We start from the raw sequence: 23,620 nt of genomic DNA, 5'->3' as shown, positions 1-23,620 counted from the left end.
CTGACCGACTGGGATAGCGCCCTCCTTATGGAACGGCATGTGCCATGACCCAACAAGGAGAAGGGAAACAACAGGATTCGGGGTCTTTGGCATGCGGCACGCACCCACCGATGCGCGGCTGGGCATGGGAACGTAGCCATCGGATGGATTCAGCGCGATCGGTGCGGCGATATGAAAGCACGGGTGGAAGACAAGATCGACATGAGGCACCGACTGCGGATCGTTCATGTCATTACCCGTCTCATCAATGGCGGTGCTGATGAGAATACTGTCCATTCGTGCAATTGGGCCGCGCAAGGAGGACATGATGTTGTCCTGCTGCATGGCGAGTCGGTCCACCCGGAAATCATGGCTAAAGTGGACCCGCGGGTGAAACTCATTGGCGTCCCAAGCTTGACCCGGTCCATTTCGCCTGTCTCCGACGTGAGGGCGTTGTTGGCGCTTATCCGAAGATTCCGCGCCTTGAATGCCGACATCGTGCATACGCACACCAGTAAGGCAGGCATTCTCGGACGTTTCGCGGCATGGGCGGCGGGAGTTCCAGCAATCGTTCATGGCGTGCATATCGTGCCTTTTGTCAATGTCGGCGTCGCCGAGCGGTTTGCCTATCTCGCCTTGGAAAAGCTGGCAGCGCCAGTCACCAGTGCGTTCATTAGTGTGAGCGCTGGCATCCGTGACTTGTGCTTGAGCGCAGGGATGGGACGTCCAGACAAACATTATGTTGTCCATTCCGGATTCGATCTCGATCGTTTTCGCAACGCCGGTCCGCCCGACGATTGGCGCGATTTGTTGCGCTTGACGCCGGGCGCGCCGCGCCCGCCTGTGCTCTTGATGATCGCGGCATTCGAGCCACGCAAGCGACACGCGGAATTTCTGGACGTTTTCAAGAAAGTCGCCGTCCGCTTACCCGACGCGGTGCTTGTGCTCGCGGGCGACGGGCCGCTTCACTCGATCGTCGAATCGCGCGCCAAGTGGCTTGGGCTCGAGCGCCAAGTGGTCTTTACCGGTTATCGGGACGACCCCGAGCGGCTGATCGCACTCGCGGATCTCTGCCTGCTCTGTTCCATGCGGGAGGGATTGCCCCGCGTGGTCATGCAATATCTCGCCGGCGGCAAGCCATGCGTCGCTTGCGATCTGCCAGGTCTTCGCGAAGTGCTCCGCCCTGGTATCAACGGTGTGATTACACCCGCGGACGATTTGGCAGCCATGGCCGACGCCATTGCCGCCGTCCTGGAGGATCGTGAAAGACTGGCTTGCCTCGCCCAAGGTGCCGCGGCGACGGATCTTTCGAACTGGGACGTCAAGCTGATGGGCAAGCGCATCGATGCCATTTACCGCGAGGCTCTTGACCAGCATCGGGCAAGCAGGGGAGTGTCAACAAGGCCTCCTGTCCGAAATGTGGCGCTTCCGCGATGAACGGGTGTGACCTATGCGTTTGACAGTGATCGGGCAGGTTGTCGGATGCATGCTTTACCGATTTCGGGTGCGTCGATCTGGGCGATAAGAGGATCGATGCGCTGAAAGGTGGTGAGATGCCAAAAAAGTCATCTTCTCTTGCACATGGGACGGGGGGTGGCCGCCAGTGGCTCCAGGAACGCTATCCGGCGGATTGATATGATTGTAACAGAAATTGTCTCTGCTCATCCGATGAAGCCCCCCCAAGCCGAAGCTCTTCCGAGCATACGTATTCTGCTCGTGCTCCCAACCTATTTTCCTGAGTCATATGGCGGTGCCGAACAACAGACGCGCCGATTTGCTCGGATGCTGGTTGAAAGGGGCGTTTCCGCAACCATTCTGGCACCCAGATTGTCGCACTCGACGCCGAAACGGTCCGCCATCGACGGGGTGCCTATCCATCGCCTTCGTTTGCGCGCGGCGCCGAATTTAGGCGGGCGGCATATGCTGTCGTTCCTGTCGTGGTGTGTCCAGGTAGTGATCTGGATGCTGCGCCATCGCGACGAATTCGATGTCGTACATATCATCCATGCCCGACTTCACGCTGTTCCGGCGGCATTGGCAGGAGCCCTCCTGCGCAAACCGGTTCTCGCAAAATTGGGCCGGGGCGGACGGTGTTTCGATCTCGACGTTGTGCGCGAAAAGAAAATCATCGGTCGCTGGGCGTCCGCCTTGATTAAACGTCACGTCACGGCCTTCATCGCCAATAGCCGCCAAATCGCTGGTGATCTGAAGAGACATGGCATCGGCGCGGATCGCATTCATATGATTCCGAATGGGATCGATCTGCCCCGCAAGCCGCGCCGCGAGCCGAACGCCGATGGCAGCCGACGCTTTATCTGCCTTGGCCGCCTCGATCCGGAAAAATGCCTCGAGCACATGATCGATGCGTTCGCGGCACTTCCCGCCGACGCAAAGGCGCAACTCACCATCCTGGGCGATGGCCAGTGCCGCGCCGCGCTCGAGGAACAGGCGGCCCGCCTTTCCGGCAGGGTCACATTCGCCGGCGCGGTCGAAGATGTCTTTCCCTTTCTGTGTGACGCAGATTTCTATCTTTCCACCTCGGTGTCGGAAGGCATGTCAAACGCCCTGCTCGAGGCCATGAGCTGCGGCGTGGTGCCGATCGTCACCGATGTCAGCGGTGCGTCCGACATTGTGGAGCATGAGTGCAGCGGCTTTGTGGCTCGCTCGCATCTGGAGTATTGCGGACTCCTTCTTCGCGCGCTCGGCCTATCGGAAGCCAAGCGCGATGAGATGGCGCGGCGCGCAGTACAAACGATCGCTGCGCAATTCAGCATGGAAAGCGTCGCAACACGGCAAATGCGTCTCTACGCCACGCTTATGCAGAAAGCCTTGCCATGCGCGCGCTGAAGCTTGCTTGCGGGACAATGTGGCGGAATCTCGGGGCTTATACCGGCATTGCTCGCTTCGTTTTGCTCAAAACCTTCGGGTAAATAGATCACATGAGGCTCATCCTTCATATCGGCACGCATAAAACGGGAAGCACGGCGTTACAGCAATTCCTGTCGGCAAACGCAAAAGGGCTGAGCGAATATGGCATATGCTACGCCTCGCCAGTCCATGAGTTTAATTTCAACAGCATTGTCAGTGCGTTCTTACTAGATGGACAAGAGAAATTCCGATATTTCCTTCTCGAGAATTTGAGAAAGGCAGAGCGCAACGGAGCTCACACAATCATCGCAAGCTCCGAGAATCTTTATGCTATGGTGCGGTATCTGGCGTGCTTCAAAGCTGAGAAAACGAGCGCTGAGGTTCTTGCAAAAGAGCGCAGTCTCATCGAGCGCTTGCGCGCCGCAATCCCTGGCCATGTAGAATGCCACGTACTATGCTACGTACGAAGGCCCGATCATTATCTCGAATCTCTGTACAATCAAAATGTGAAGCGGGGCGCTCTGCTTACCGGCGATGTTGTCGACTTTCTCAACACGATTAATGACATGCTGGACTATCATCGCTACCTATCCATCTGGCGCGATGTCTTTGGGAGCCGCGCCTGCTCGGTACGCGCTTACGAAGCGGCCCTGCCAAATCTGATCGACGATTTCGCGAGACATGTTCTTGGTACTGATATCTCCGCTTTCACGCAGCAGCATCTTCGTGTAAATGAGCGGCTAAGCCGAGATGTTCTGGAATATAAGCGCGTTAGAAATGAGCATACTCTTTATTCCGAGCGCATATTGGAGCGCAGGATCTATGCGTTGGTAGACAAGAGAATAACAAGCCCTAACACTAATCACGAATATCTCTCACCCGATGAAAGGGCCGCTCTTCTTTCGAGGCTGGAACCCAGCCTGGAGCGGCTACGAACGGAATTCACTCTGCCGCCCTTTCCGCGGTTCAACCTCGAAACGGCCAGGGCGTCCTGGCAGCCTTATCCGGGACTTTCGCTCGAAAAGAGGAGAGAGATCGAATTCCATTACAATGCCGTTCAACGCCAGATCGGCTTCCGTCTGGAACGCCGTCTCATGCGGGCGGCGTCCTTGACGCGCAGGCGGCTGCCATTTCTCGCATGGCTTCTCGATTTTGCGCGCGGCAGCGGAATACGCAGATTGCTGCTGGAGGCAACAAGCCGGTTTCAGTGAACCAATGCTGCCGTGATGGCGCGAATAATGGCAAATTCAATAGCGATCACGAATATCTATCTCCTGACGAAAGGGCCGGACACCTTTCCAGGTTTGGAGCCCAGCATGGAGCGGCTGCGAACGGAGTTTGCTTTGCCAGCCTTTGAAGCCGCCAAGGCGGCCTGGCGGCCCTATCCGGGGCTCTCATTCGAAAGAAGGCAGGAAATCGAATGCCATTATAAAGTCGCCCAAGCGCGGGTGGCCTTCCGGCTGGAGCGCGTTATCAAACGGACAGCATCCATGGCGCGCAGGCGTTTGCCATTTGTGTCGTTGGTGCTTGCTATGGTGCGCGCCAGTGGGATGCGCAGGATGCTTCTCGTTTCCTTAAGCCGTCTCAAGTAGTCAAGCGTATTGTTCTCAGTCACGAGTCGAAGCCCGTGAACGAAAGCCGGAATTTGACACACGAGGCTGCCCGGGGTCTTTCTTGGTCGGGCACCATGCTGCTGGCCCGAATCTTATTGAATGTCCTGGTCACGGCTGTCCTCGCTCGCCTGCTTTCGCCCCAAGAATATGGTGTTGTCGGCGCTGCCATGATCGTCGGTGCCCTAGGAAATTCGATCGCCAATCTTGGCATGTCGCAAGTGGTGATCCAGCGACGGGACATCGAAGAGCGGCATATCGGAACCGTCATTTCCTTGTCGATGCTAATCGCCACCATTCTCGGCTTGCTTCAATGGATTTTTGCACGGCAGATCGCCGATTTTCTTCATGTGCCGGAATTGGTCCTCGTTTCGCGCGTCCTTGCGGTCATGATGGTTGCGAATGCATTCAATCTTGTTGCCGAGGCCATTTTGTCGCGGCACCTGAAATTCAAAATATCCTCCATAGCGGGGCTGGCCGCTTGGATTGCTTCCCATGTCGGCCTAGCCATTCCGCTTGCCTATTTAGGATTCAGCTATTGGGCCTTGGTGGTCGCGTATATGGCCGAGGCATTCATCCTGGCCAGCATCTATTTCTTCATTGCCAGGGACTATCTCGTGAGGCCCAGTTTTGACATGCAGTCCTACCGCGATATCCGCAGCCAGAGCCTGGGCTATTCGCTGGCAGGTATATCGACCTTCACCGCCAAATATATCGACAATATTATTGTCGCGCGCTTGATCGGTACCGCAGAGCTTGGCATTTACTCACGAGCGTATTATCTGATCGCGATGCCGGCAACTCTGTTCGGCAATCTGAACAAGAGTGTGATTTTCCCGCTCCTGTCGAAGGTTCATCACGATAAGGCGAGGCTCCGCAGGGCTCACCTCAAGGGTTTTGCTTTGACGGCGGCGCTTGCCCTACCGGCTAGCGCGTTTCTATGCTGTTTTGCGAAAGAGCTTGTCCTGACAGTCCTCGGCCAACAATGGATGGATGCCGTCACTCCTATTATCGTATTCTCTGCAGGAATTTATTTCCGCGCGGGTTACAGAGTGTGCGCAGCCGTGACGCTTGCGACAGGCCACAGTTACCGAACGGCGTCCATGCAAATCACTTACATGGCCCTTGTCGCTTCATTCGCATTCTTCTCGGCGCCTTATGGCGTGAACGCGGTGGCGGTCGCTGTCTCGGCGGCCATGGCAGCAAGTTTCGTGCTTTATACTGTCGTCAGTTGCCGGATGACGGGGGTGACGCTCTGGGATTTCTTGCTTGTCCATGGTCCACCGGCTGCTTTCGCCATATTCGTCTTCGGGGCAGGCTCAGCGGTCAAAGTTCTGCTCGAAGGATGGCCGCATTATCAGGTGCTGGCCGTCGGGCTTTCCGTCATAGGCGCGTTATCCCTTGTTACGCTCTATATGAGGGCTTCGCTTTTGTTCGGGAGATACGGCGTAGAAGTGCTCAAGAGCGCAGCATCAAAGAAAGCGTCGTGGATCAATTGAACGCCAAGCTGAGCGAATAAAAGCGGTCGCATCTTATAGCTTCAATCGCCAGATATCGGCCCATGCGGCGGGAGCGAATGCGCTGGCGAGCAGACGGTTGGCGAGCACGTATGTGCGATCGCGGTCCGCCGAGGCATTGACCTTCGGCAGAACCGTGCCCGCGGGGACGTCCACGCCGAGAAATTCGGCCAGTTTCTCAACACCGTCGCCCTCGTCCCAACAAAGCTCCAAGAACGGCTTTCCTGAAAGCATCCTTCGAACGCGGGCGTTGTGCTCCGTATAAAATTGAATTAGGCGCGCATCCTGCCCAAAGGGATAGCGTTGGCCCCAGACCACCTTCCGAACGTTTTTGGACGGAATGTTTTTGAACGGATTGCTTGTGAGCGTGTGCTTTTTCAGGCTGGATAGCCAGCGCTCCGGCGATGACCGCCTTGTCAGGATGAAGCGCGCGTCTGGAAATCGCTCGATCAGCATCGAGCACATCAACGGATAGGGCCAGTCTTCGAAGCTGTCGTACTGGCCGATGAAATCGAATATCTTGCCGTACTCTTTCTTGTGCCAGGCTTTCACGACGTCGCCCAGATGGGGCGCGTGATTGAATCCGACCCCTCTGAGAACCGTCCCAAGGGTCTTTGTGCCGGTCTTAGCAAGTCCCACACCGAATATCTTGGGCACGCCCTGGTTGGTCATTCCTAATCCAAGCTATCCTCAGAACCTGTACCCAGAGTGCTCGATAATATAGGCGAACCTTTGGACCTGCGCAATCTGGCCGCTGGCCGCTGAAAGGTCAGGGCAACGAGCCCAGGTGGGGCTGGAGGGCGGTGAAGCACTAGGGAAGGGAAACGCCTGACGCGCAAGCTTGAGGCGTTGCGCCAGGAGGTCTGGCGGCTCATGCACGCGCCACTGGCCACCCAGCACGAATGGTTCGCCGCCGTTCTGCGTGGACACTTCGGCTACTATGACAGGCCGCACAACTATCCAGCGCTCAACGGGTTCTATCGGGAAGTGCGTCGGACGTGGCTGCGATGTCTGAGGCGGCGTAGCCAGAAAAGTCGGCGCATGGGCTGATTGGAGCTCGACACCCTGGCAGCGCGCTTCCGCCTGCCACTCCGCGCATCGCTCGCACCTGGGCGCAGGCCCGGATACGACGCGGGTTACTCTCGGGAGGAGCCGGGTGCGGGAAATCCGCCCGCCCGGATCTGTGAGGGGCGAAAGCCGAATGGCTGAGCTACTCGACCACGATCCCATTGACCGCGCGAGGCGGGCACGTCATCCTGTCAAAACGGTGTCTCACGGGCTCGGTGGATTGAACATTAGGCGGGATGAGAGGTCCCATGGCTGACGTTGCAATCTATGGCTCGGGGTTTGCCGGCTACACATTGGCTGCTGCGGCGCTCGAGCAAGGTCAACGCGTGATAGTCGTCGAGCGGGGTCCGAGGACGGATCAGCGCCGCTCTGCGGAACTTGCGCGAGTCCATTCGCCATGGGAACTGGTCCAATCTGGCGGACGAAGCGGCGAAAACGGACCTGGCGATCGCACGCCTCGTCTTTTCGGACTTGGTGGCACGTCTTTACTTTGGGCCGGCAAATGGCGCCGCCTCGACACGGTCGACTTTAGTCGGCGTCAAGCGACTCGAGCATGGCCTATCACTGCCACCGACCTTGAGCCTTTTTATCGTGCAGCCGCCGACCGCTTTGGGCTCGACGTTGACGACCGAGCCAACATGGTTCCGTTTCGCGCGCTCGCGGAGGCCGAGGGCTTGCGTCTCGTGCGCATCACGCTCCCGCAGCCGGTGTTGCGGCTCGATCAGGCATGGACGAGATTGGAGACGCACCCAAACCTGCAGATTATCACCGATGTGGAACACCTTGACTTCGAGCTGTCACAGGGTGCGGTGAAATGCGCCTTCGCCAAAGTCGGGAATGACGGCGAGTGTATTGAGATCTCGGCGTCTCGCCATGTGATCACGGCGGGCGGCATCGCTTCGCCTTATCTCATTCACCGCTTGTCCGAGCGCAAGTCAGAGACACCGAAACCATTTCTCGGCGGCTATATGGACCATCCGAAAGGGCCGATCGGCCGATTGATGCCGACCCGACATATCGATGATCTCGATTATATGCTGGAATCCCGTGATGACATACATGTCTTCGCTCTGCCTGAAGCTGAGCTGCTTGAGAGCGGCATTGGCAACCACTCGGTTTTTGTCTGGGGCGAGGCGCGCCGTAATCAATCCCTGCGCAGCCGTATATGTGGACGTTGGTTGCAGTTGAACATCAATTGTGAGCAATTTCCCGAATCGGCCAACGGAATTTCGCTGGACGATCCACCAGAGGTGCGCTGGCGCATTTCGAGCGCGACGCGACGCGATATTGAAGCCTTTCTCGACCGTATTCTGCCTCGGATCTCCGCCTTGTTCGGTCCCGTGAAGCGGGCCGATTGGGTAGCAATGACCGGTGCCAGCCATCCCGCCGGGTGCACGCCGCTTTCAGCGTCGCCGCTGGGCGCAGAGCTGAACGCCGATGGGCGATTGCCGACGCTCGCAAATGCTTTCTGTGTGTCTTCTTCTGGCTTTCCGTTTGCCGGCTCGGCCAATCCTACTTTGACCGTCGTGGCGCTCGCCGAGCGACTGGCTCAAACATGGTATCCCGGGTGATGGATGGCGGACCCAAACTTCTCGTTCTCGGCGCAGGGCGGCGCGTGCGCGATCATATTGCACCGGCGCTGTTCGGCCTTGGGCTGACGCGCTCTGACATTACAATTGTCCGCCGCAGAGCAGCCGCTGGCGAAGGGCTATTGGAGGGAATCCCGGTAAGAGACTGGCACGCACTCGCGCCGCAATATGACCTTGTTCTCAATTGTGTCTGTCAGCACAACCTCGTCGAGACGCAGACGCGGGCGCTGAGGTTATTTCCCGGCGCAATGCATTTCTGCGATACGCCGATCTTTTTCAAGTTTACCGAACTCCCGGCCACGCTAGGTCTTGCAAGGAATTCAAATCTGTATTCGCTGGAGGATTGGCCGTTTATGCCCAATTTACAGCCGATATTCGGGCTTTGTCGTAAGGCGGCGGACGACTACCATCTGCGCTTCGAGCATGTTGGTATCCCCACGCATTTTTTCTCTGTGGCACGCACGGTCGCCGCGATCGGCCGCCGCAGACGGATACGCCTTGTCATTCGCCGACGAAACATAACCACGGACTTGGCTTTGGGCGGGCGGGCACGCTGTGTCCTGGTTAAGCCCAAAGAAGACATGTGCGCAAAAATATCATGCTGGGCCAATGGCCAACTCATTGAGGATTTCTTCGAGCTCCGCTCAGCCACCGAGGCCGTGTTCCACCCGGAAGTGGTGTCCCGCGTTCTGGATGGCGTGCGACTCCGCTACTTTCTTGGCGCGCACTGCCTGCGCGAGGTTCTGGTTCCGGCCGAAGTGGCTGCAAGATTCCACGGTAGGACCGATAGACGCGCAGCGCACGACCTCGACAAAATTGCAGGATTGATGGATGTGCTTGGGTCCGCCTTGGCAGGACGGCCAGCGGCTTATGCATATTCGGATTCCGTGCGCGACGCCGTTGCGGCGCGTCTCGAGGCAAGGGCGCGTTTTGCCTGCGCATTTCCTGCACCGTCTAGAGGCGATGATCGTCCACCGACGTCATGTCTTCAGCACGCCTCAGAGTAACGGTGAACCAGAGCTTCGAAGTCGTGAGTCGCGTGTGATCGCATCATGCGTCCTCGATTGCGGACACGAGGTGTTCGACGTATCTTTGCCCGTCATCGAGCCGCGCAAACTCAGAAATTGTCACCTCGATAATCGAACACTTCCGCGGTTGCGCGTGTGCCTGTCCAAATCCGCTGTCGCACTCATGATCGAGGCGGGCAACCGTGGCGCTTCGCCAGCGCCGTCAGGCTCTCTTCACTATTCTGTGTCGCTCGACGGATCGCCTCTGTCGTGGTGGCGCTGCCGTGTAGAACCTGGCCCATAGTGCTTCCGCATCAGGCGCGCGAGCCATGTTCCCTGGCTGCCGTTGAAAAGCCAAACCGAAACCCTATGATATGCTGGGGAGCTCACCAGGAGAAGCGCGACAATCGGTAACGGGTGCCCATGGTGGAGTCTCACCCCGAAACCAGAGATTGTTGGTACACGCTAATGACCAACCGCATTTCTCGCCGGGATCTGGCGCGGGCTGCATGCGCCGCCCTTCTGCTGACGGCATCCGGTCGCCCAGGACGGAATGCTCTCGCCGCCGGTCCGGAACAGGGCTCGCCGCAGAAGGGACAACTCTGGCATCCAGATCTGTTCCCGGAGATGATCGTGAAATCCTGGTATCAGGAGGATTTGGCCGAAGGCGAGGTCTCCTCGTGGCAATCCGGCGGCGTGAAGCCTGTGGCTGCGGTGCAGGCCGAGCCTTCTCTGTGCCCGACAAAGCTTGGGAAAGACGGCGTGCTCTTCAAGAAGGGTACGAAACAGGCATTGACTTGGCCTGCCGATAACGACGCCCCATACCTTCACCGCTGGTGGCTCGTGATCGCCCGGTGCGATTCCGCAGCCAACTCCGATGCGAACAACGTTTCTGTTTTGTGCGTCAATGGCGCCGAGGGTGGTTCGGTGCACCGCCAGCCGCGGGTCTGCTTCAGGCCATCGAAAGGCACATTCGTTTCACAGGTCGATGATGGCAAGATCAAGAGCGAGGAAGGGAAATGCTCGACGGATTTTGGCGGCTGGAATGTCATGGTCGGGTACCGCCGGGGATTCGTGATGCAAGTTGTGGTGAATGGGGTCAAGACGGCTGGCCAGACCATCTATGCAATGGCACCCAACCGGATGAAATCGGAGAGCTTCATGGGCGATGTGAACAATCCGATGAGGGCCGATGTCGCGATCGACTGCGTCATCATCGGACAAAGCGAACTAGATGACTCGCAGATCGACATGCTGATGGGATGGGGCATGTGGCGCGTCGGCCGGCAATCCGACCTGCCAAGCGATCATCCCTATCGCCAGCGCCCTCCTTCATTCGTGGATGCGAACAACAAACCGGCACGTTACGAATTCGACTCAGCCTCGTGGGAGTCCTGGGCAGCCATCCGCAATGAGCGATTTGCTCATCGTGGTCAGGCGGCGCCGCCGATCCGCGGTTACGCAACGGTCTTCTTTGATGATTTCGATACCAACACGGTTGTCGATGATTCCAAAGGTGCCCAAGCCAGCATCTGGTACGCGCCGACCTCTCTGGCGAATGTCGGCGTTGACGCCATTGCCCAGCGGATCTCGGGGTCGCCTTCCTCATATGTGCACGACGGCGCCAGCCACACGCTGGCGCTCCGGCTCTTGCATAAGGGCCGCTGGAGAACAGGTGCGTTCTCTTCAGTGAACAACAATGGCCAAGGGCGGTGTTGGGGAAAAGGAATCTTTGAGATCCGCGCCAGACTTCCAAAGATCACAGCGCCCCGCCCCGGATTTTTTCCTGCTTTTTGGGCGTATGGCAAAGAGCATCTGTTCTGGAGGACGCGCAATCGGCTTGAGACTGACTTTTGGGAATATGATGGTCTCAATGGGGCCCACATCAACATAAGCCAGCACGTGCACAAACCCAAACTCGGTTATGCAGATCCACATATCGCGGCAGGTGGCGTGCACCGGAAAATAGCCGGCTATCAAGTCGATCCATCAAATGGCTTTCCAGCGGCAATCGACATATACGATGGCGAATTTCATACTTGGTACGCCCAGATCGAGGATGATTATAGTTATTTCGTGATCGATGGCTGGGAAGTGGCGCGCGTTCCGACGAGCCCGGAACTCGCAGCGAAAAAATACATCATGGTGGATTTCGCTTACGATCAAAACAAGGGGCGTGCTGAACCGGACCCGTCGCAGACGTACGACATGGTCATTGACTATATAAGGGTCCGGCAGACGGAAACGGATCTGGCTAGGGTTCCGCCGGGTTTCAGCGCATTGCCGACCTTGTCGGGCCGGGCTTCGCCAAGCCAAGCGCTGACCGTCGTACCGAACGTGGTTGCGTCGCAAATAGAGTGTCTCTGGTATCGTGACGGCGTTCCGATCGTCGGCGAAACCGGCACAGGCTATGAGCTCGGCTCGCAGGATATGGGGCATAAAATTCGCTGCCACGTTCGCGCAGTCTCTGTGCTCGACCAGCCAGAAGCCTGGACCCCGGAAAGCGAGACCGTCGGCTAGAGCACGTCCTGTGATCGATGAATCGATTGTGATGTGACGGGTGCGTTTTGTGCTGATTCAACATCCACCTCGATGGAGGTGGACGATGGGAAGAGCATTGAGCGGGGATCTTCGGTCGCGGGTCTTGAAGGCTTCGGACGAGGGCATGTCGGCGCGGCAAGCGGCGGCGCGGTTCGGCGTGGGAGTGTCCAGCGCGATCCGCTGGATTGCGCGGGCGAAGATCGGCGAACAGGCGCCACGCCCGCAGGGCCGCCGCCGCGCCTCCAGCCTCGATGCGCATGAAGCCTTCATCGTCGGGCTGATCGAGGAGCGCAAGGACATCACGCTGAACGAGATGGTGGAGCGGCTCAGCGCCGAGCATTCGGTGCGGATCAGCCCGCAGCGCCTTGAGCGCCTGGCTTCGCGGCCACGGCTGGACATTCAAAAAAAGTCCGCGCACGCACTGGAGCAGGATCGCCCCGACGTCCTGAAGCGGCGCCGGGACTGGTTCGACGGCCAGCTCGATCTCGATCCGGCGAAGCTCGTGTTCATCGACGAGACCGGCCTCTCCACAAAGATGGCCCGCCTGCGTGGAAGAGCGCCGCGCGGCGAGCGCTGCCGGGCCGGCGTGCCGCATGGCCACTGGAAGACCACGACCTTCACCGGAGCGCTGCGGCTGACGGGCATGACAGCGCCCTTCGTCTACGACGGCGCTATGAACGGCAACGTATTCGTGGCCTATGTCGAGCAGGTGCTGGTCCCGACATTGTCGGAGGGCGACGTAGTCGTCATGGACAACCTGCCCGCCCACAAGGCCGCCGGCGTGCGCGACGCGATTGAGGCCGCAGGGGCAAGCCTGCTCTACCTGCCGCCCTCCAGTCCCGACTTCAACCCCATCGAGAACGCCTTCTCCAAGCTCAAGGCGTTGTTGCGAGCAAAGGCCGAGAGAACCATCAAGGCTTTGTGGGACGCCGTCGGTCCGCTTCTCGACCTCTTCACGCCAGCCGAATGCGCAAACTACTTTAAGGCCGCAGGATATGAACCGGATTAAACAGGACGTGCTCTAGGCCGCATCGACTGCGCGCCGTAACGATGCGCCATCACTCTCCGTCGACTGCCTGATGAGCTCTACCTACGCTCGAGGCACCGTTGGACGTTGGAAGACGCAGACCTTCATCGCTGGGCTGCTCTGTCATGGGCTCACCGCCCCTTTCGTCGTCGACACACCGATGAACCGGCGCAAAATCTTCTCCGCCCGCCGGAATACCAACAAGATTCTGTCTCCGGGAAAGAGAACATGTTAAAAGGATATCGCGCCGCGTGGGGCTATGATGCGTTATCTCCTCACATTCGCGATACTAAGCCTTTTCCTGCCAATCAGGCTCGAGACGGGTCTTGTATTGCTGCGTCCGTTCGAGCTGATCACATTGCTATCGCTCATCATTGGCCTCACGACGGGGCGTTGGCGAGGTTTGGTTTTTCCAGCCGGTTTTCTACTCCTCCTGCCGTTCTTGGGCTGGGACATGGTCTCTGCCTTCAGCGTGGACAGAGAGAACGGCCTGCGCGAGCTGTTGCAGATGTCCGCTGTGGGCGCCTTTGCGTTCGCCCTCGCACAGGAGGCCAGACGGCTCGAGACTGACAAGGCCGTCAACATCTTGCTTTTCGGCATGGTGGCGATCCTCGCCTATACGATCGCCTGGCATGTGGCCCATGGCTACTTGGTCGGTTGGAAGCATCTGTCCGATCCAAGGCTCGCGTTCAGCTTCCTTCCAATTGCGCTCGCGGGGCTCCTCCTCTTCGCCAACCGGGCCAAGCGGCGCACCCTCTGGTTTGTATGGGCAGGGATGCTTCCCCTGCTCGTGCTATCTGGGGAACGCAAGGCGTTTTTGATCTATCTCTTTCTGACCACTTCGCTTCTGATGCGCGGACGGCTCGCTGCGATGGTACCGGCGATCGCCGCCAGCTTCGTGGGTCTTTTCGTGCTGTCGACCATGGTGGACAACGCCTATATCGAAAAGCAATTGCAGACCATGCTCCATCCGCTGAGCATGGGGCAATACGAATACCTGGCCGCGACGGGGAAATATGCCCTTGGAGACACACCGAGCAATGTCCAGCGCGCGTTTGCCTTCACTCTGTCCAGACAGCTCATCTCCGAACATCCACTAATGGGCGTGGGCACGAACCAATTCACGAATATTATCGATACGGAGTTCAGCAATCTTCCTGACGAGTTGCGGCTGGGAATCCACGGCGAGTTTCAACGCATCCTCACCGAGAACGGCATCATTGGGCTCAGCCTCTATCTTCTGATATGGGCCGCCGCATGGTTTCGGCTAAGCCGTGTTTTAAGCTCGGCACTTTTTCACGAATTGATCGGAGCAGCCCAGGCACGGCTTCTGCCCCTCGTGGTCCTTGTTCCCTGGGCTTTCTATGTTGGAACAGAAGCCTCCGGCACACGAGCTTTCGTCACGCTGATCCTTGTCTCGCTCCTGCCGGAATTGACGCGGCACGGGCTTTGCCTAGTATTGCACAGGGCGCGGACGAGGCACCCGACGAGCACTAGTCATTCTCGATTTCTTGGCCGCGCCTTGCCAGGAAGCGCAAGATGAGTGTTTCGGTCATCTTGACATGCCACAATGAAGAACGCTTCATTGTGCAGGCAGTGGAAAGCGTGATCAATCAGACGGCTTCGGGCGGCATCAGCGAGATCATCATTGTCAATGATGGCTCGACGGACGGCTCGACTGAAGTGATTGCGTCGTTGGTCGATGGGGAGCCGCGCATCCATGTCCTGACAACGGCGGGTATCGGGCCCTCATCGGCAAGGAATCTTGCCATCAGACATGCTACCGGTGATTTTATTGCATTTCTCGACGGCGATGATTTCTGGGCTGAGGACAAGCTTGAGCGTCAATTGACCGCCTTCGGTAATGGCTGCAAGGCAGCTCTGGTCTATGGTGATTTAGTCGACTTTTCCGCTCCAGATCTTTCCGATGCTGTCCCCGTGGCCGTTGGCCGCTATCGCGCGGATCAATGCGATACGCTGCCGACATATTTTCTGCTTGATGGGCCGATTGTTCCTTCCAGTATCGTTATACGGCGGGAGATTGTTGAAGATATCGGGATGTTCAACGAGGCATTCAGGGTTGGAGAGGATACAGAGTTTTGCATGCGCGTAGCCGAGCGTTGGACATTTCAACATGTGGCCGGAGCACTCGTCTATAAACGGCGTCATGGCTCAAACACAACCCGCAGACTCGATGCGCTTCTGCCGGTAGCAGAACAGCTCACGCGAGAATGGGTCATCCGAAGGCCGGAGCTTGCGCACCTGGCGCGGCGGCGCAACGCGCGCCTATACGCAAAAGCCGGCAATGATTGCGTGGCTCAAGGCGAAAAGAAACGCGGAGCGCGCTTACTCATTCGCGCGATACTGCACGATCCATTGTCCTGGCGGGTATACGTTTACATTTTTCTCTGCGCCCTACCAACGGCCATGGAGCCGCATGTGCGCCGCGCAGCCAAGCTATTGTTCTACCGCGCCATGCGCAAAAAACTTTGCTGACCTTAAAGATGCTTGCGGAATGGCGAGAGTTCGAGCATCTCATGCGCCAGCCTGGGGATCCTTCCGTACCGATTATTCTGTACCGCGACGGCAGGACCATAACGCAGGCGAAATCCGAGTCCCCTGATATGCGAACGGCCGACTATCCGGTTGTGCGTGGTCAGCCCGCACTGATCGATTTCTCTTGCAGTCTCGTGCGTGCCGATGTCCTGACGGCAAGCGGCATGTCACTCATAAGGAGGCGGCCGAACTGGCTGAGGATCACCAAGGGATGGCTCTTCGGAACTGCGAATCTCAGTGCGCGAAACATTGTCAGCTTTCGCGATCACATTCTCTCGCACGGCGTCGAGCGCCCTCTCGTGCTCATGATCGGCGCCGCAACCAGGGGTGCGGGGACCGAGGGCCTTTATGAAACCGAGGCCTTTCGACAGATTGCATTCGACATCTATCCGTCCGGACACACACATTTCATCGCGGACGCCCATCAAATTCCGCTTGCCAGCGGCTCGGTGGACGGCGTCTGCATTCAAGCGGTCCTCGAGCATGTGATTAACCCGGAACAGGTCGTTTCAGAGATATCCCGTGTGCTCCGGCCCGGCGGTCTCGTCTACGCCGAGACACCGTTCATGCAGCAAGTGCATGAGGGCGCTTATGATTTTACGCGCTTCACGGAGGTCGGACATCGCTGGCTATTCCGGAATTTCGAAACGATCAGTCGTGGAGCGCTCGGTGGACCCGGCTTGTCACTCTACTGGGCGGCGAAATACTTCCTCCGTGGCTTTACCCGAAGCCGGTGGCTTGGTGACGTCTTGAGTCTGCCCTTTGCGCTGGCCCCGCTTATGGACGGCATGATCGGAGAGGGTCACAAGATCGACGGCAGCAATGGGGCCTATTTCCTGGGAAAACTAACCGAAACGAGTATCTCACTAAGCAGCATTGTCGACGAATATCGGGGCGCTCAACGCTAGTACCGGGATCCCTGATGAATGTATGAGGACACAGTCGGGCAGCCACCTAACGTTCCCTGCCTATCCACGTGGCCGAGAATGGCATCGATAGACCCTATGAGGAGCCAGAGTCGCCGAAAATTTGTGCTGGCAGCAGGGCTGAGCGCGCCAGAGAAGTTGGCCGAACACGTTATCAATTATCTCGCGCAACACGGCTACGTCGACCGATGAACCGGGCGTTTCAGCCAGTTCGGTGTGCAAGGCATCTTCGACCAGATCCGCACGCCGACTCCACAGGCAAAGGGTGTCATGATGATCGCTCCCGCGGATGGTCGACCAAAGCACCAAGCAAGGGCTTCCACCATTTGGTCGAAACGCTGGCCATCTGCGCGAGCACAAGAAGGAAGGCTTAGCGGCATTGGTCGCCTCAGGCACTCACCGCCAAATCCGCCGAAGGCGTCCTGGCAAAACGGTAGGGCGTGTTTATTCGCATTTCCTAATATTTTACCGCTCTGACCCGTTCCGATATGTTATGATGGTTAACGCGCTGAGAGCTGGACAGCCAAGGAGCGGGTCACGCGAGCGGCTGCGAGTGGGACGGCGATGTCCTTTTTGCTATTTTTGCGCGGCCTTATCATAGTCCTGTTGGCATTCGCCATCGGTACATATTTGCTTACCGGCTCGCTCTGGAGCACGTTTGTCCAAACGGTAATTTGTGGGATCTTGATACAGATTGGGTACTTTGTTGCTGTCATGCTGCTTGTGTGGCGCGCGGTCTCCAAAGAACCCGAGATTCCGAAGACACACATCGCGCGCGATGAGTCCGAAAGGGAGCAACGGCCGAGCCACTTGGTGACTAAGTCGGACCACTTTCCGCCTAGAAGAGGACGATCAGCACGATGACACCCCACACCACGATACAAAATGTGACTGCAGCCTGTCTAATTCGGGCACTGGAGAGGTGTTCCGCGAGGCGCCAAATGCGCCCAGACCTCTTACGGTTATGGTTATCGCGCGCCTGTGATCGACGAGGCATTCCAATCGACATCCCTGTTTCCCGCAGGACTGGCTCAACCTAGGCCCGGAATCTCTTGCTCAGATGTTGCCATTTGGCAATCGACCCAGTTTCTTCCTTTAATTGGATAGCACGACGTGCAGCGGAGCATGGGCCATGGGCCGCGTGAGGGTTCGTTTTATTACAATCAGAGTTAGGAATTCGCGCCTTTGGCGAGGAGCGGGCTGACGTCCGCCCAGGGCGGTGTGCCCCTGTGCTCCGCTGGCGTCGATACTGAATTTGCGGACATTTAGTCAGATAATGTGGTAGCGTGTTTCTCACTGCCTATGCGCTGCCAGTCTCATCCCACGGGTTTGAAGGCGTATGCTCCGCGAAGTTGAAAATCGGCACACGGATGCTGCCTTCATATTCGACGATCCTCAGTCGGGAACGATTGATCTCGAAACACTCCTGGCGGCAGCGCGACGGCAGTTGAGGTTCGTCCTTACATGCGCGCTCGCAGGCTTTGTACTGGGGCTGGCGTACCTTGCGGCCGAGGTGCCCTTGTACGAGTCGACGGCCAGAATCCTGATCGACAAGAACCAGCCATCCGTCGTGACGAAGTTAACAGAGAGCGGAAGCTCCACACAGCTTGACCCGATGATGCTGAGTCAGGTCGAATTGTTGCGTTCCGACCGGATCGGGCTAAAGGTCGTTGACAGCCTCGGTCTTGCTACCGATCGCTCTTTCTTGTCAGCGCCGTATTCGTTGCTCAACACTCTCACAGGAACGGTCGCTCGGGTGGTGAGGTCATTCATTGGCAGTTCCGACGAAAAAGGAGCGCCGGTGAAACCGAGTGCGGCTCGAGGGCCTGATCGATGGCAGGCATTTGGCATTCTGACTGACAATTTAACGGTAGCTCGCGTAGGCGATACTTACATTCTGCAAATCCAATTTCAGTCGCCTAGCGCTGAAATGGCGCAAAAAATAGCCAATAAGTATGCTGAAATCTATATCTCTGACCAAGTTGGAGCTAAAGATGAGTCGATCATCCGGGCTCGCGGTGCCCTGGCGGAAGAACTCGAGACGGTGCGCAAGCGATCGGTCGACGCCGAGCTCGCAGTCCACAGGTTCCGAACAGACACTACGCTGACCAAGGAAACGCTGGTTACCTTGCGCCAGCTCGAACTTGAAGCGTCTTCCCTCAAGTCGCAATATGAACAGGTCCTGCAGCAGTACCAAGCGAGCCTACAGAACCTTTCGATGGCGTTGACAGAGGCGCGGATTATCTCGGAAGCATCATACCCCGGCAGACCAAGTTCTCCGAACGGCATTGTTGCGTTGGCGATCTGCGCCGTGCTCGGCGGCATGATTGGCGCCGGTGTGGGCGGAATTCGGGAGTACCGGGAGCGCTTTTTCCGCACGAGGGGTCAAGTGCGCGATGAGCTCGGACTTGACACGCTCGGAATGATCCCGTTGCTAGACGGGAAGCCAATTCGCCGGAACAAGCGTGATCATGCGGTCGGAGAGCTGTCATTCATCGAGGTGGGGAACAGCGCCTTTAACTGGGTAGAGCAACATCCGCGCTCGGAATTCGCTGAAGCGATGCGAACGGTGAAAGTCGCTGTTGATGCCGAGTTACCGACGAAGAGCACCAAGGCGATCGGCATCGTTTCGTGCCTCCCGGGAGAAGGGAAGTCGCTGGTCGCGGCTAATCTTGCGATGGTTCTTGCCATGCAGCGTTGTAGGACGCTGTTAATCGATGCCGACATCCACAATCCGGGCTTGTCCCCTATGTTGGCCAACGGCTGGGAACGTGGCCTGGCCAACTTGTTGGCTGGAGACTTCAATGCGAGAGATATGCTGGCCCATCAGTCATTGCCATTGAGGTTCCTGCCCGGCGTGAACCAGAGCCAACAAAAGCTCGCAAAGACCGTGCAGCCTATCGAGAAAATGGGCGACTTTCTGCTCAAGGCGGGCTCTACGTTCAATTACGTCGTCGTTGATTTGCCCCCGTTGGCTCCAGTCGCGGACGTGAGGTCCCTAGTCCAGCACCTCGACGGCCTTGTTCTGGTTGTTGAATGGGGCGTGACCGCTCGTACATTCGTGCGCGAAAGCCTCAACAACAATCCGATCCTCGCGGATAAATGTATCGGCGTTCTGCTTAACAAGGTCGATATCAAAAGAATCAAGCTGTATCAAAAGTTCGGCAGTGCTGAATTTTACAGTGAACGTTATGGTAAATATTATCAGAATTAGTTGTGGAGCAAGCTTGACGACTAATGATGTTCGACCGGGCCTATCCGTGCGAGACGCAGGAAAGGGTGTTCTTCGACGCGCATGACCGGGCGTTCGCCTTCTTAGGCGGGGTCTGCGCGCAGCGCGCAGGCCACCGGCTGGAGGAAGCGACGATTGTATTGCCGGTCCTTGCCGACGAACATCATCTCCACCACCGTCTTCGTGTTGTCGTGGATGAATCGGAGAGATGGACCAGGTCGAGAACCATGCCGGACAGGTGAAATGCGGAGCTGTCAGCACGATCGGCCCGGCTATCTTGGTCGCCGGTCCTTTTGCCGGTCCTTACATTCCGCCACCCAACACCGCCGTAGCGCGGACTCGCAAAGCACCCTGCGAATAGGCCTGCAGCATATCCTGTCGTGCCTGCACTCCGATCTTCTCGCGGAGCGTTTTATCGCCCACAAACACCAGTGCTTGCGTCACCGCCATCTCCGCCGAGGGAACAGCAAGCTTCAGCATATTCTCTCCATCCTTGCCGTAATCCCGGATACCGCCGACGTCGGTCGCGATCACCGGAAGGCCGGCAAGCATTGCCTCGGCGACGACGATGCAGAACCCTTCCGTATCGGACAGGTTGATGAACACGTCATGATCACAGGCTAGCTCGAACCAGCGCGCGACATAGCCATGGAAATGCACGCGATCTCCAATGCCGAGCTCATCCGCCTTGCGCGAAAGCGCCTGCCGTTCCGGTCCGTCGCCGTAAAGATCGAGGCTTGCAGAAACGCTGCGGTCTTGGAGCATTCGGATAGCCTCGATCAGGCGGTCAAAGTTCTTCAGCGGGATAAGCCGTCCGGCAGCAGCAAGGCGCAAGGGTGTGTGAAGCGCGTAATCGCGCTTGTAGCTGGAAGCCTCATCGGAGCAAAACAGAGGCACGATATGCGACCGGCGCCTGCGCGGCAGGAAGTATGCTTGCGTCTCCTGCAGCGTACTTTCGCAATCAGCCCAGATTTCGTCGACGCGCCAGGACAGCGCCTTGAGCACAGGGCCATAAACGCCTGCGGCGCGCCGGGAGCGGTAGCGGTAGCGGGCGGTGTGTTCGAATGAAACGCAGTGCAGACGAGGAGCAAACATCGCTGCAAGCCGTCCCAGGAGATTGGCCTGTTTAAGCGACAACGCAACCATATCCGGCCGCCACTCCCAGATGAGGCGCAATACTACAAAGAACGAGCCTACGAAGTTGCGCAAGGAAGTCTCTTCACTCTGCGAAGTCAGGATAAAATTGTGCTCTCCGATCTGTGCGGCGATTTCATCGGCAAGAGCCCCCCCTCGACCACGGCAACAGGCGAGAATCTTCAGCTGGTGGCCGCTGAAAAATCCTGCTCGCAACAAGGTGAGCAGCCCGTGCTCGGCGCCACCCGGATCGAATCCGTAGATGAAGTAAAGAATTCGCATGTGATAGTGAAGCGCTCCGATTATATTGCACCCCGTATCTACTATCGAAAATAACTGTCCGATCTTGTGTGGGCTTCTGCGCGCGGAGGGGCCGGTGGTGCGGGTTGGGAGATTTCTCAGTTCCTGCCGCCGGGCTGCGTCGCCAGCCGCCGCCCAGCTCCATCGTTCCGCCTGACCGGGGATAGGTGCCCGTCTCACCTGCCGTTACACGCCAGAACTTCAACGATAGGCCTGGGCGACTTTTGTACCGAGCTTTACCTGGGATAAGTGAGGCATATCGGACAGACACGCTGTGACCGAGGGCACAGTGAACTCGATATTTTCATGACAGGTTGGAGTAGCTGATATCCTGCTCGATCCGTAACTGCTCAATCCATTGAATGGGTTGCGACAAGGGGCTGAATTGGGTGAGCGCAAATGTCGAATAGATCGGCGCGGTGGCGGGCAGGCAGCTGCGCCGCGCCCGCATGCATATTTCTGTTGATCGCATACGCGAATCTGTCGAATGGCCCTGCCCTAGCTGAGGAGCACAATGTCGACGAATACCGTCTGCAGACTGGCGACGTGATCGGCTTCGCTGTCATAGGCTATCCCGAGATGCAAAAGCGAGCTGTTATCGATCAGAGCGGTATAATTGTGTTGCCGGTCTTGGGTCCCCTAAACGTTCTCCAGAAGACAATAGAGGATGTTCGCAAGGAGGTGATCGAGGTGCTAAAACCGAAGTCGCTTCCGCAACGATCTGCTGACGGTACTGAGAATTGGACAAATTTCTATCCAGATCAGATTATTGTTGATATTGAAGAATACCGACCCGTCTATATCGACGGGGATATTGCTTCTCCTGGGACTCAGGCCTTCAGACCAGGAATGACTGTCCGACAAGCTGTGGCGGCTGGCGGCGGCTATAAGCTCGGTCGCGGTGAGGTTGCAAACCCTGAACTGACGGTGGCGGACCTTGGCGGCCGCCTCGACGTTCTGCGCATCAAGTATCAGGAAAGCGAAATCAAAGCTGCTCGCATAAAAGCACAGCTGAGCGGCGCCAGGGCAATTGAGGTTCCGGATGCAGAACGTGACCCGAGCCTTGAACCTCGTCGCGACGAAGCTTTGCAGCAGGAGCAGAAGCATCTTGAAGCTCTCTATGCGGATCAGGAGAAGGAGCGCGCTTCAATCAAGTTGGCCACGACCAAGGCGGCGGAACGGATGGGCTACCTGAAGGAGCAGCAGAAGGCGGATCAAGCGGGCGCAGCAGCGGATGCGACGGAACTTGTTCGCCTCAAGAAGCTCTTCGAGAAAGGTCTGATCCAGATCACCAGGGTCAACGATGCTCAACGCGCAGTGCTCTTGTCAGCAACCCGCGCTTTGCAAACCAACGCTGAGATCTCTCGACTAGAACGCGACCAAGGCGATTTGCAGCGAACCCTAGAGAAGCTTACCGACCTAAGTCGAATTGACCTGCTGGCTAACTTGCAGACTGAAAGCGCGGCGATGACGCAAATGCGCGCTGAGATGGATTCGTTGGCCAAACAAATCGCCTATGTGAGGCAGCTGCGCATCGACCTTGTGGCCGAAGGGAGCCGGCGGGTTACGATAGGTGTAACCCGTTCCAATGGCGGACAGGCAGAGACGACCGGGGCGACTGACGATACCCTGCTCGCTCCGGGTGACACCATCACAATTACGCTGCAGGCCCCGCCAGGAGAGGCGGTCGCGAACTAGCTTAGCTAGTTGGCTCACATATGCTTTGCGGAACGCATGGAGGGAAGGATGCGCGTCCTCACGATGCCAAATGCAGCTTTCGCCCAAGGCGAAGTATCGGTCGAACGAGGGTTGCAGGTATCAATCATCGGCGGGTGTCACGATTGCCATACCGAAGGCTACAGCGAAACAGAAGGCAAGATTGATCCTGAAAAGGCTTTAATGGGCAGCTCGGTCGGTTGGCGCGGTCCCTGGGGCACGACCTATGCGACCAATCTTCGGAGAGATGCTGCGGTAATGAGCGAGCGTGGATTCGTAGGGATGCTGAAGCGCATTAGAACGTTTCCACCGATGCCTTGGTACAATCTTCGAGCGATGGAGGAGAGCGATATGCAATCGCTCAATCAATACATTAGGTCGCTCGGCAAACCCGGGAAGCCGGCCCCCAGCCGCATTCACCCTGATAAGGAACCGACGACGCCATACGTTCAACTTGTGCCACCCCAAATGCCGAACAACTGACAGATATGCCCAGAGCTGAGCGAAGAACTGCGCCAGGCAAAAAGCGCAGCGTCAGATTTCAAACTGA

19 protein-coding genes and 1 pseudogene are annotated in these 23,620 nt (G+C 57.6%); 16 read left to right on the top strand and 4 right to left on the bottom strand.

The window, feature by feature from the left end:
* Positions 1 to 183: 183 nt before the first annotated feature.
* From D3227_RS26485 to D3227_RS26465, 5 genes are all read left to right on the top strand, one after another.
* On the top strand, positions 184 to 1,416 hold the full coding sequence (locus D3227_RS26485) for a glycosyltransferase (protein ID WP_167480857.1): 1,233 nt from the start codon (positions 184 to 186) through the stop codon (positions 1,414 to 1,416).
* A gap of 198 nt (positions 1,417 to 1,614) precedes the next feature.
* Positions 1,615 to 2,826 carry a glycosyltransferase family 4 protein gene (locus D3227_RS26480; RefSeq protein WP_167480856.1) on the top strand — a complete coding sequence of 404 codons (1,212 nt, stop codon included), beginning with the start codon at positions 1,615 to 1,617 and terminating at the stop codon, positions 2,824 to 2,826.
* Positions 2,827 to 2,918: 92 nt separating this feature from the next.
* On the top strand, positions 2,919 to 4,058 hold the full coding sequence (locus tag D3227_RS26475; RefSeq protein ID WP_120017212.1) for a hypothetical protein: 1,140 nt from the start codon (positions 2,919 to 2,921) through the stop codon (positions 4,056 to 4,058).
* 27 nt (positions 4,059 to 4,085) lie between these two features.
* Positions 4,086 to 4,439: a hypothetical protein gene (locus D3227_RS26470; RefSeq protein ID WP_147377687.1), complete on the top strand. Its 354-nt coding sequence runs from the start codon at positions 4,086 to 4,088 to the stop codon at positions 4,437 to 4,439.
* 35 nt (positions 4,440 to 4,474) lie between these two features.
* Positions 4,475 to 5,956, top strand: coding sequence for a lipopolysaccharide biosynthesis protein (locus D3227_RS26465; protein WP_147377686.1), 1,482 nt, complete (start codon positions 4,475 to 4,477; stop codon positions 5,954 to 5,956).
* A 33-nt stretch (positions 5,957 to 5,989) separates the two neighbouring features.
* On the opposite strand, the gene D3227_RS26460 is transcribed toward D3227_RS26465, so the two are convergent.
* A complete protein-coding gene (locus tag D3227_RS26460) occupies positions 5,990 to 6,646 on the bottom strand; it encodes a sulfotransferase family protein (protein WP_120017209.1) in 657 nt (218 codons plus the stop codon).
* 644 nt (positions 6,647 to 7,290) lie between these two features.
* Here D3227_RS26460 and D3227_RS26450 point away from each other — a divergent pair.
* Both D3227_RS26450 and D3227_RS26445 read left to right on the top strand, forming a co-directional pair.
* Positions 7,291 to 8,613: an FAD-dependent oxidoreductase gene (locus D3227_RS26450; RefSeq protein ID WP_167480855.1), complete on the top strand. Its 1,323-nt coding sequence runs from the start codon at positions 7,291 to 7,293 to the stop codon at positions 8,611 to 8,613.
* Positions 8,614 to 8,657: 44 nt separating this feature from the next.
* Positions 8,658 to 9,638: a hypothetical protein gene (locus tag D3227_RS26445; protein WP_147377685.1), complete on the top strand. Its 981-nt coding sequence runs from the start codon at positions 8,658 to 8,660 to the stop codon at positions 9,636 to 9,638.
* A 200-nt stretch (positions 9,639 to 9,838) separates the two neighbouring features.
* Here D3227_RS26445 and D3227_RS26440 read toward each other — a convergent pair.
* Positions 9,839 to 9,940: pseudogene (locus D3227_RS26440) on the bottom strand (IS481 family transposase); the annotation flags it as partial.
* A gap of 166 nt (positions 9,941 to 10,106) precedes the next feature.
* Here D3227_RS26440 and D3227_RS26435 point away from each other — a divergent pair.
* From D3227_RS26435 to D3227_RS26400, 7 genes are all read left to right on the top strand, one after another.
* Positions 10,107 to 12,158, top strand: coding sequence for a LamG domain-containing protein (locus tag D3227_RS26435; protein ID WP_120017206.1), 2,052 nt, complete (start codon positions 10,107 to 10,109; stop codon positions 12,156 to 12,158).
* Positions 12,159 to 12,243: 85 nt separating this feature from the next.
* Entirely contained in the window at positions 12,244 to 13,188 is a 945-nt protein-coding gene (locus tag D3227_RS26430) for an IS630 family transposase (protein ID WP_167480854.1), read from the top strand.
* Between the two features lie 280 nt (positions 13,189 to 13,468).
* On the top strand, positions 13,469 to 14,749 hold the full coding sequence (locus D3227_RS26420; protein WP_147377684.1) for an O-antigen ligase family protein: 1,281 nt from the start codon (positions 13,469 to 13,471) through the stop codon (positions 14,747 to 14,749).
* Positions 14,746 to 15,702 carry a glycosyltransferase family 2 protein gene (locus D3227_RS26415; RefSeq protein WP_120017204.1) on the top strand — a complete coding sequence of 319 codons (957 nt, stop codon included), beginning with the start codon at positions 14,746 to 14,748 and terminating at the stop codon, positions 15,700 to 15,702. Before D3227_RS26420 ends, D3227_RS26415 begins: the two co-directional genes overlap by 4 nt.
* Complete coding sequence (locus D3227_RS26410; RefSeq protein ID WP_120017203.1) at positions 15,696 to 16,670, top strand: class I SAM-dependent methyltransferase; 975 nt, start codon at positions 15,696 to 15,698, stop codon at positions 16,668 to 16,670. Before D3227_RS26415 ends, D3227_RS26410 begins: the two co-directional genes overlap by 7 nt.
* 582 nt (positions 16,671 to 17,252) lie before the next feature.
* Complete coding sequence (locus D3227_RS26405) at positions 17,253 to 17,552, top strand: exopolysaccharide production repressor protein (RefSeq protein ID WP_120017202.1); 300 nt, start codon at positions 17,253 to 17,255, stop codon at positions 17,550 to 17,552.
* 475 nt (positions 17,553 to 18,027) lie between these two features.
* Complete coding sequence (locus D3227_RS26400) at positions 18,028 to 19,902, top strand: Wzz/FepE/Etk N-terminal domain-containing protein (RefSeq protein ID WP_120017201.1); 1,875 nt, start codon at positions 18,028 to 18,030, stop codon at positions 19,900 to 19,902.
* A 321-nt stretch (positions 19,903 to 20,223) separates the two neighbouring features.
* On the opposite strand, the gene D3227_RS26390 is transcribed toward D3227_RS26400, so the two are convergent.
* Positions 20,224 to 21,336, bottom strand: a complete 1,113-nt coding sequence (locus D3227_RS26390; protein ID WP_120017199.1) for a glycosyltransferase — start codon at positions 21,334 to 21,336, stop codon at positions 20,224 to 20,226.
* Between the two features lie 322 nt (positions 21,337 to 21,658).
* Complete coding sequence (locus tag D3227_RS41775; RefSeq protein ID WP_167480853.1) at positions 21,659 to 21,805, bottom strand: hypothetical protein; 147 nt, start codon at positions 21,803 to 21,805, stop codon at positions 21,659 to 21,661.
* 11 nt (positions 21,806 to 21,816) lie between these two features.
* Here D3227_RS41775 and D3227_RS26385 point away from each other — a divergent pair, with 11 nt between their 5' ends.
* Positions 21,817 to 23,052 (top strand): polysaccharide biosynthesis/export family protein, encoded by a 1,236-nt coding sequence (locus tag D3227_RS26385; protein ID WP_167480852.1) that lies wholly within the window; start codon positions 21,817 to 21,819, stop codon positions 23,050 to 23,052.
* Between the two features lie 48 nt (positions 23,053 to 23,100).
* Positions 23,101 to 23,553 carry a cytochrome C gene (locus tag D3227_RS26380; protein ID WP_147377683.1) on the top strand — a complete coding sequence of 151 codons (453 nt, stop codon included), beginning with the start codon at positions 23,101 to 23,103 and terminating at the stop codon, positions 23,551 to 23,553.
* Positions 23,554 to 23,620 lie beyond the last annotated feature (67 nt).

It is taken from the genome of Mesorhizobium waimense, from assembly GCF_003601975.1.
GTDB lineage: Bacteria > Pseudomonadota > Alphaproteobacteria > Rhizobiales > Rhizobiaceae > Mesorhizobium > Mesorhizobium waimense.
This window is presented reverse-complemented; position numbering and strand designations above follow the sequence as displayed.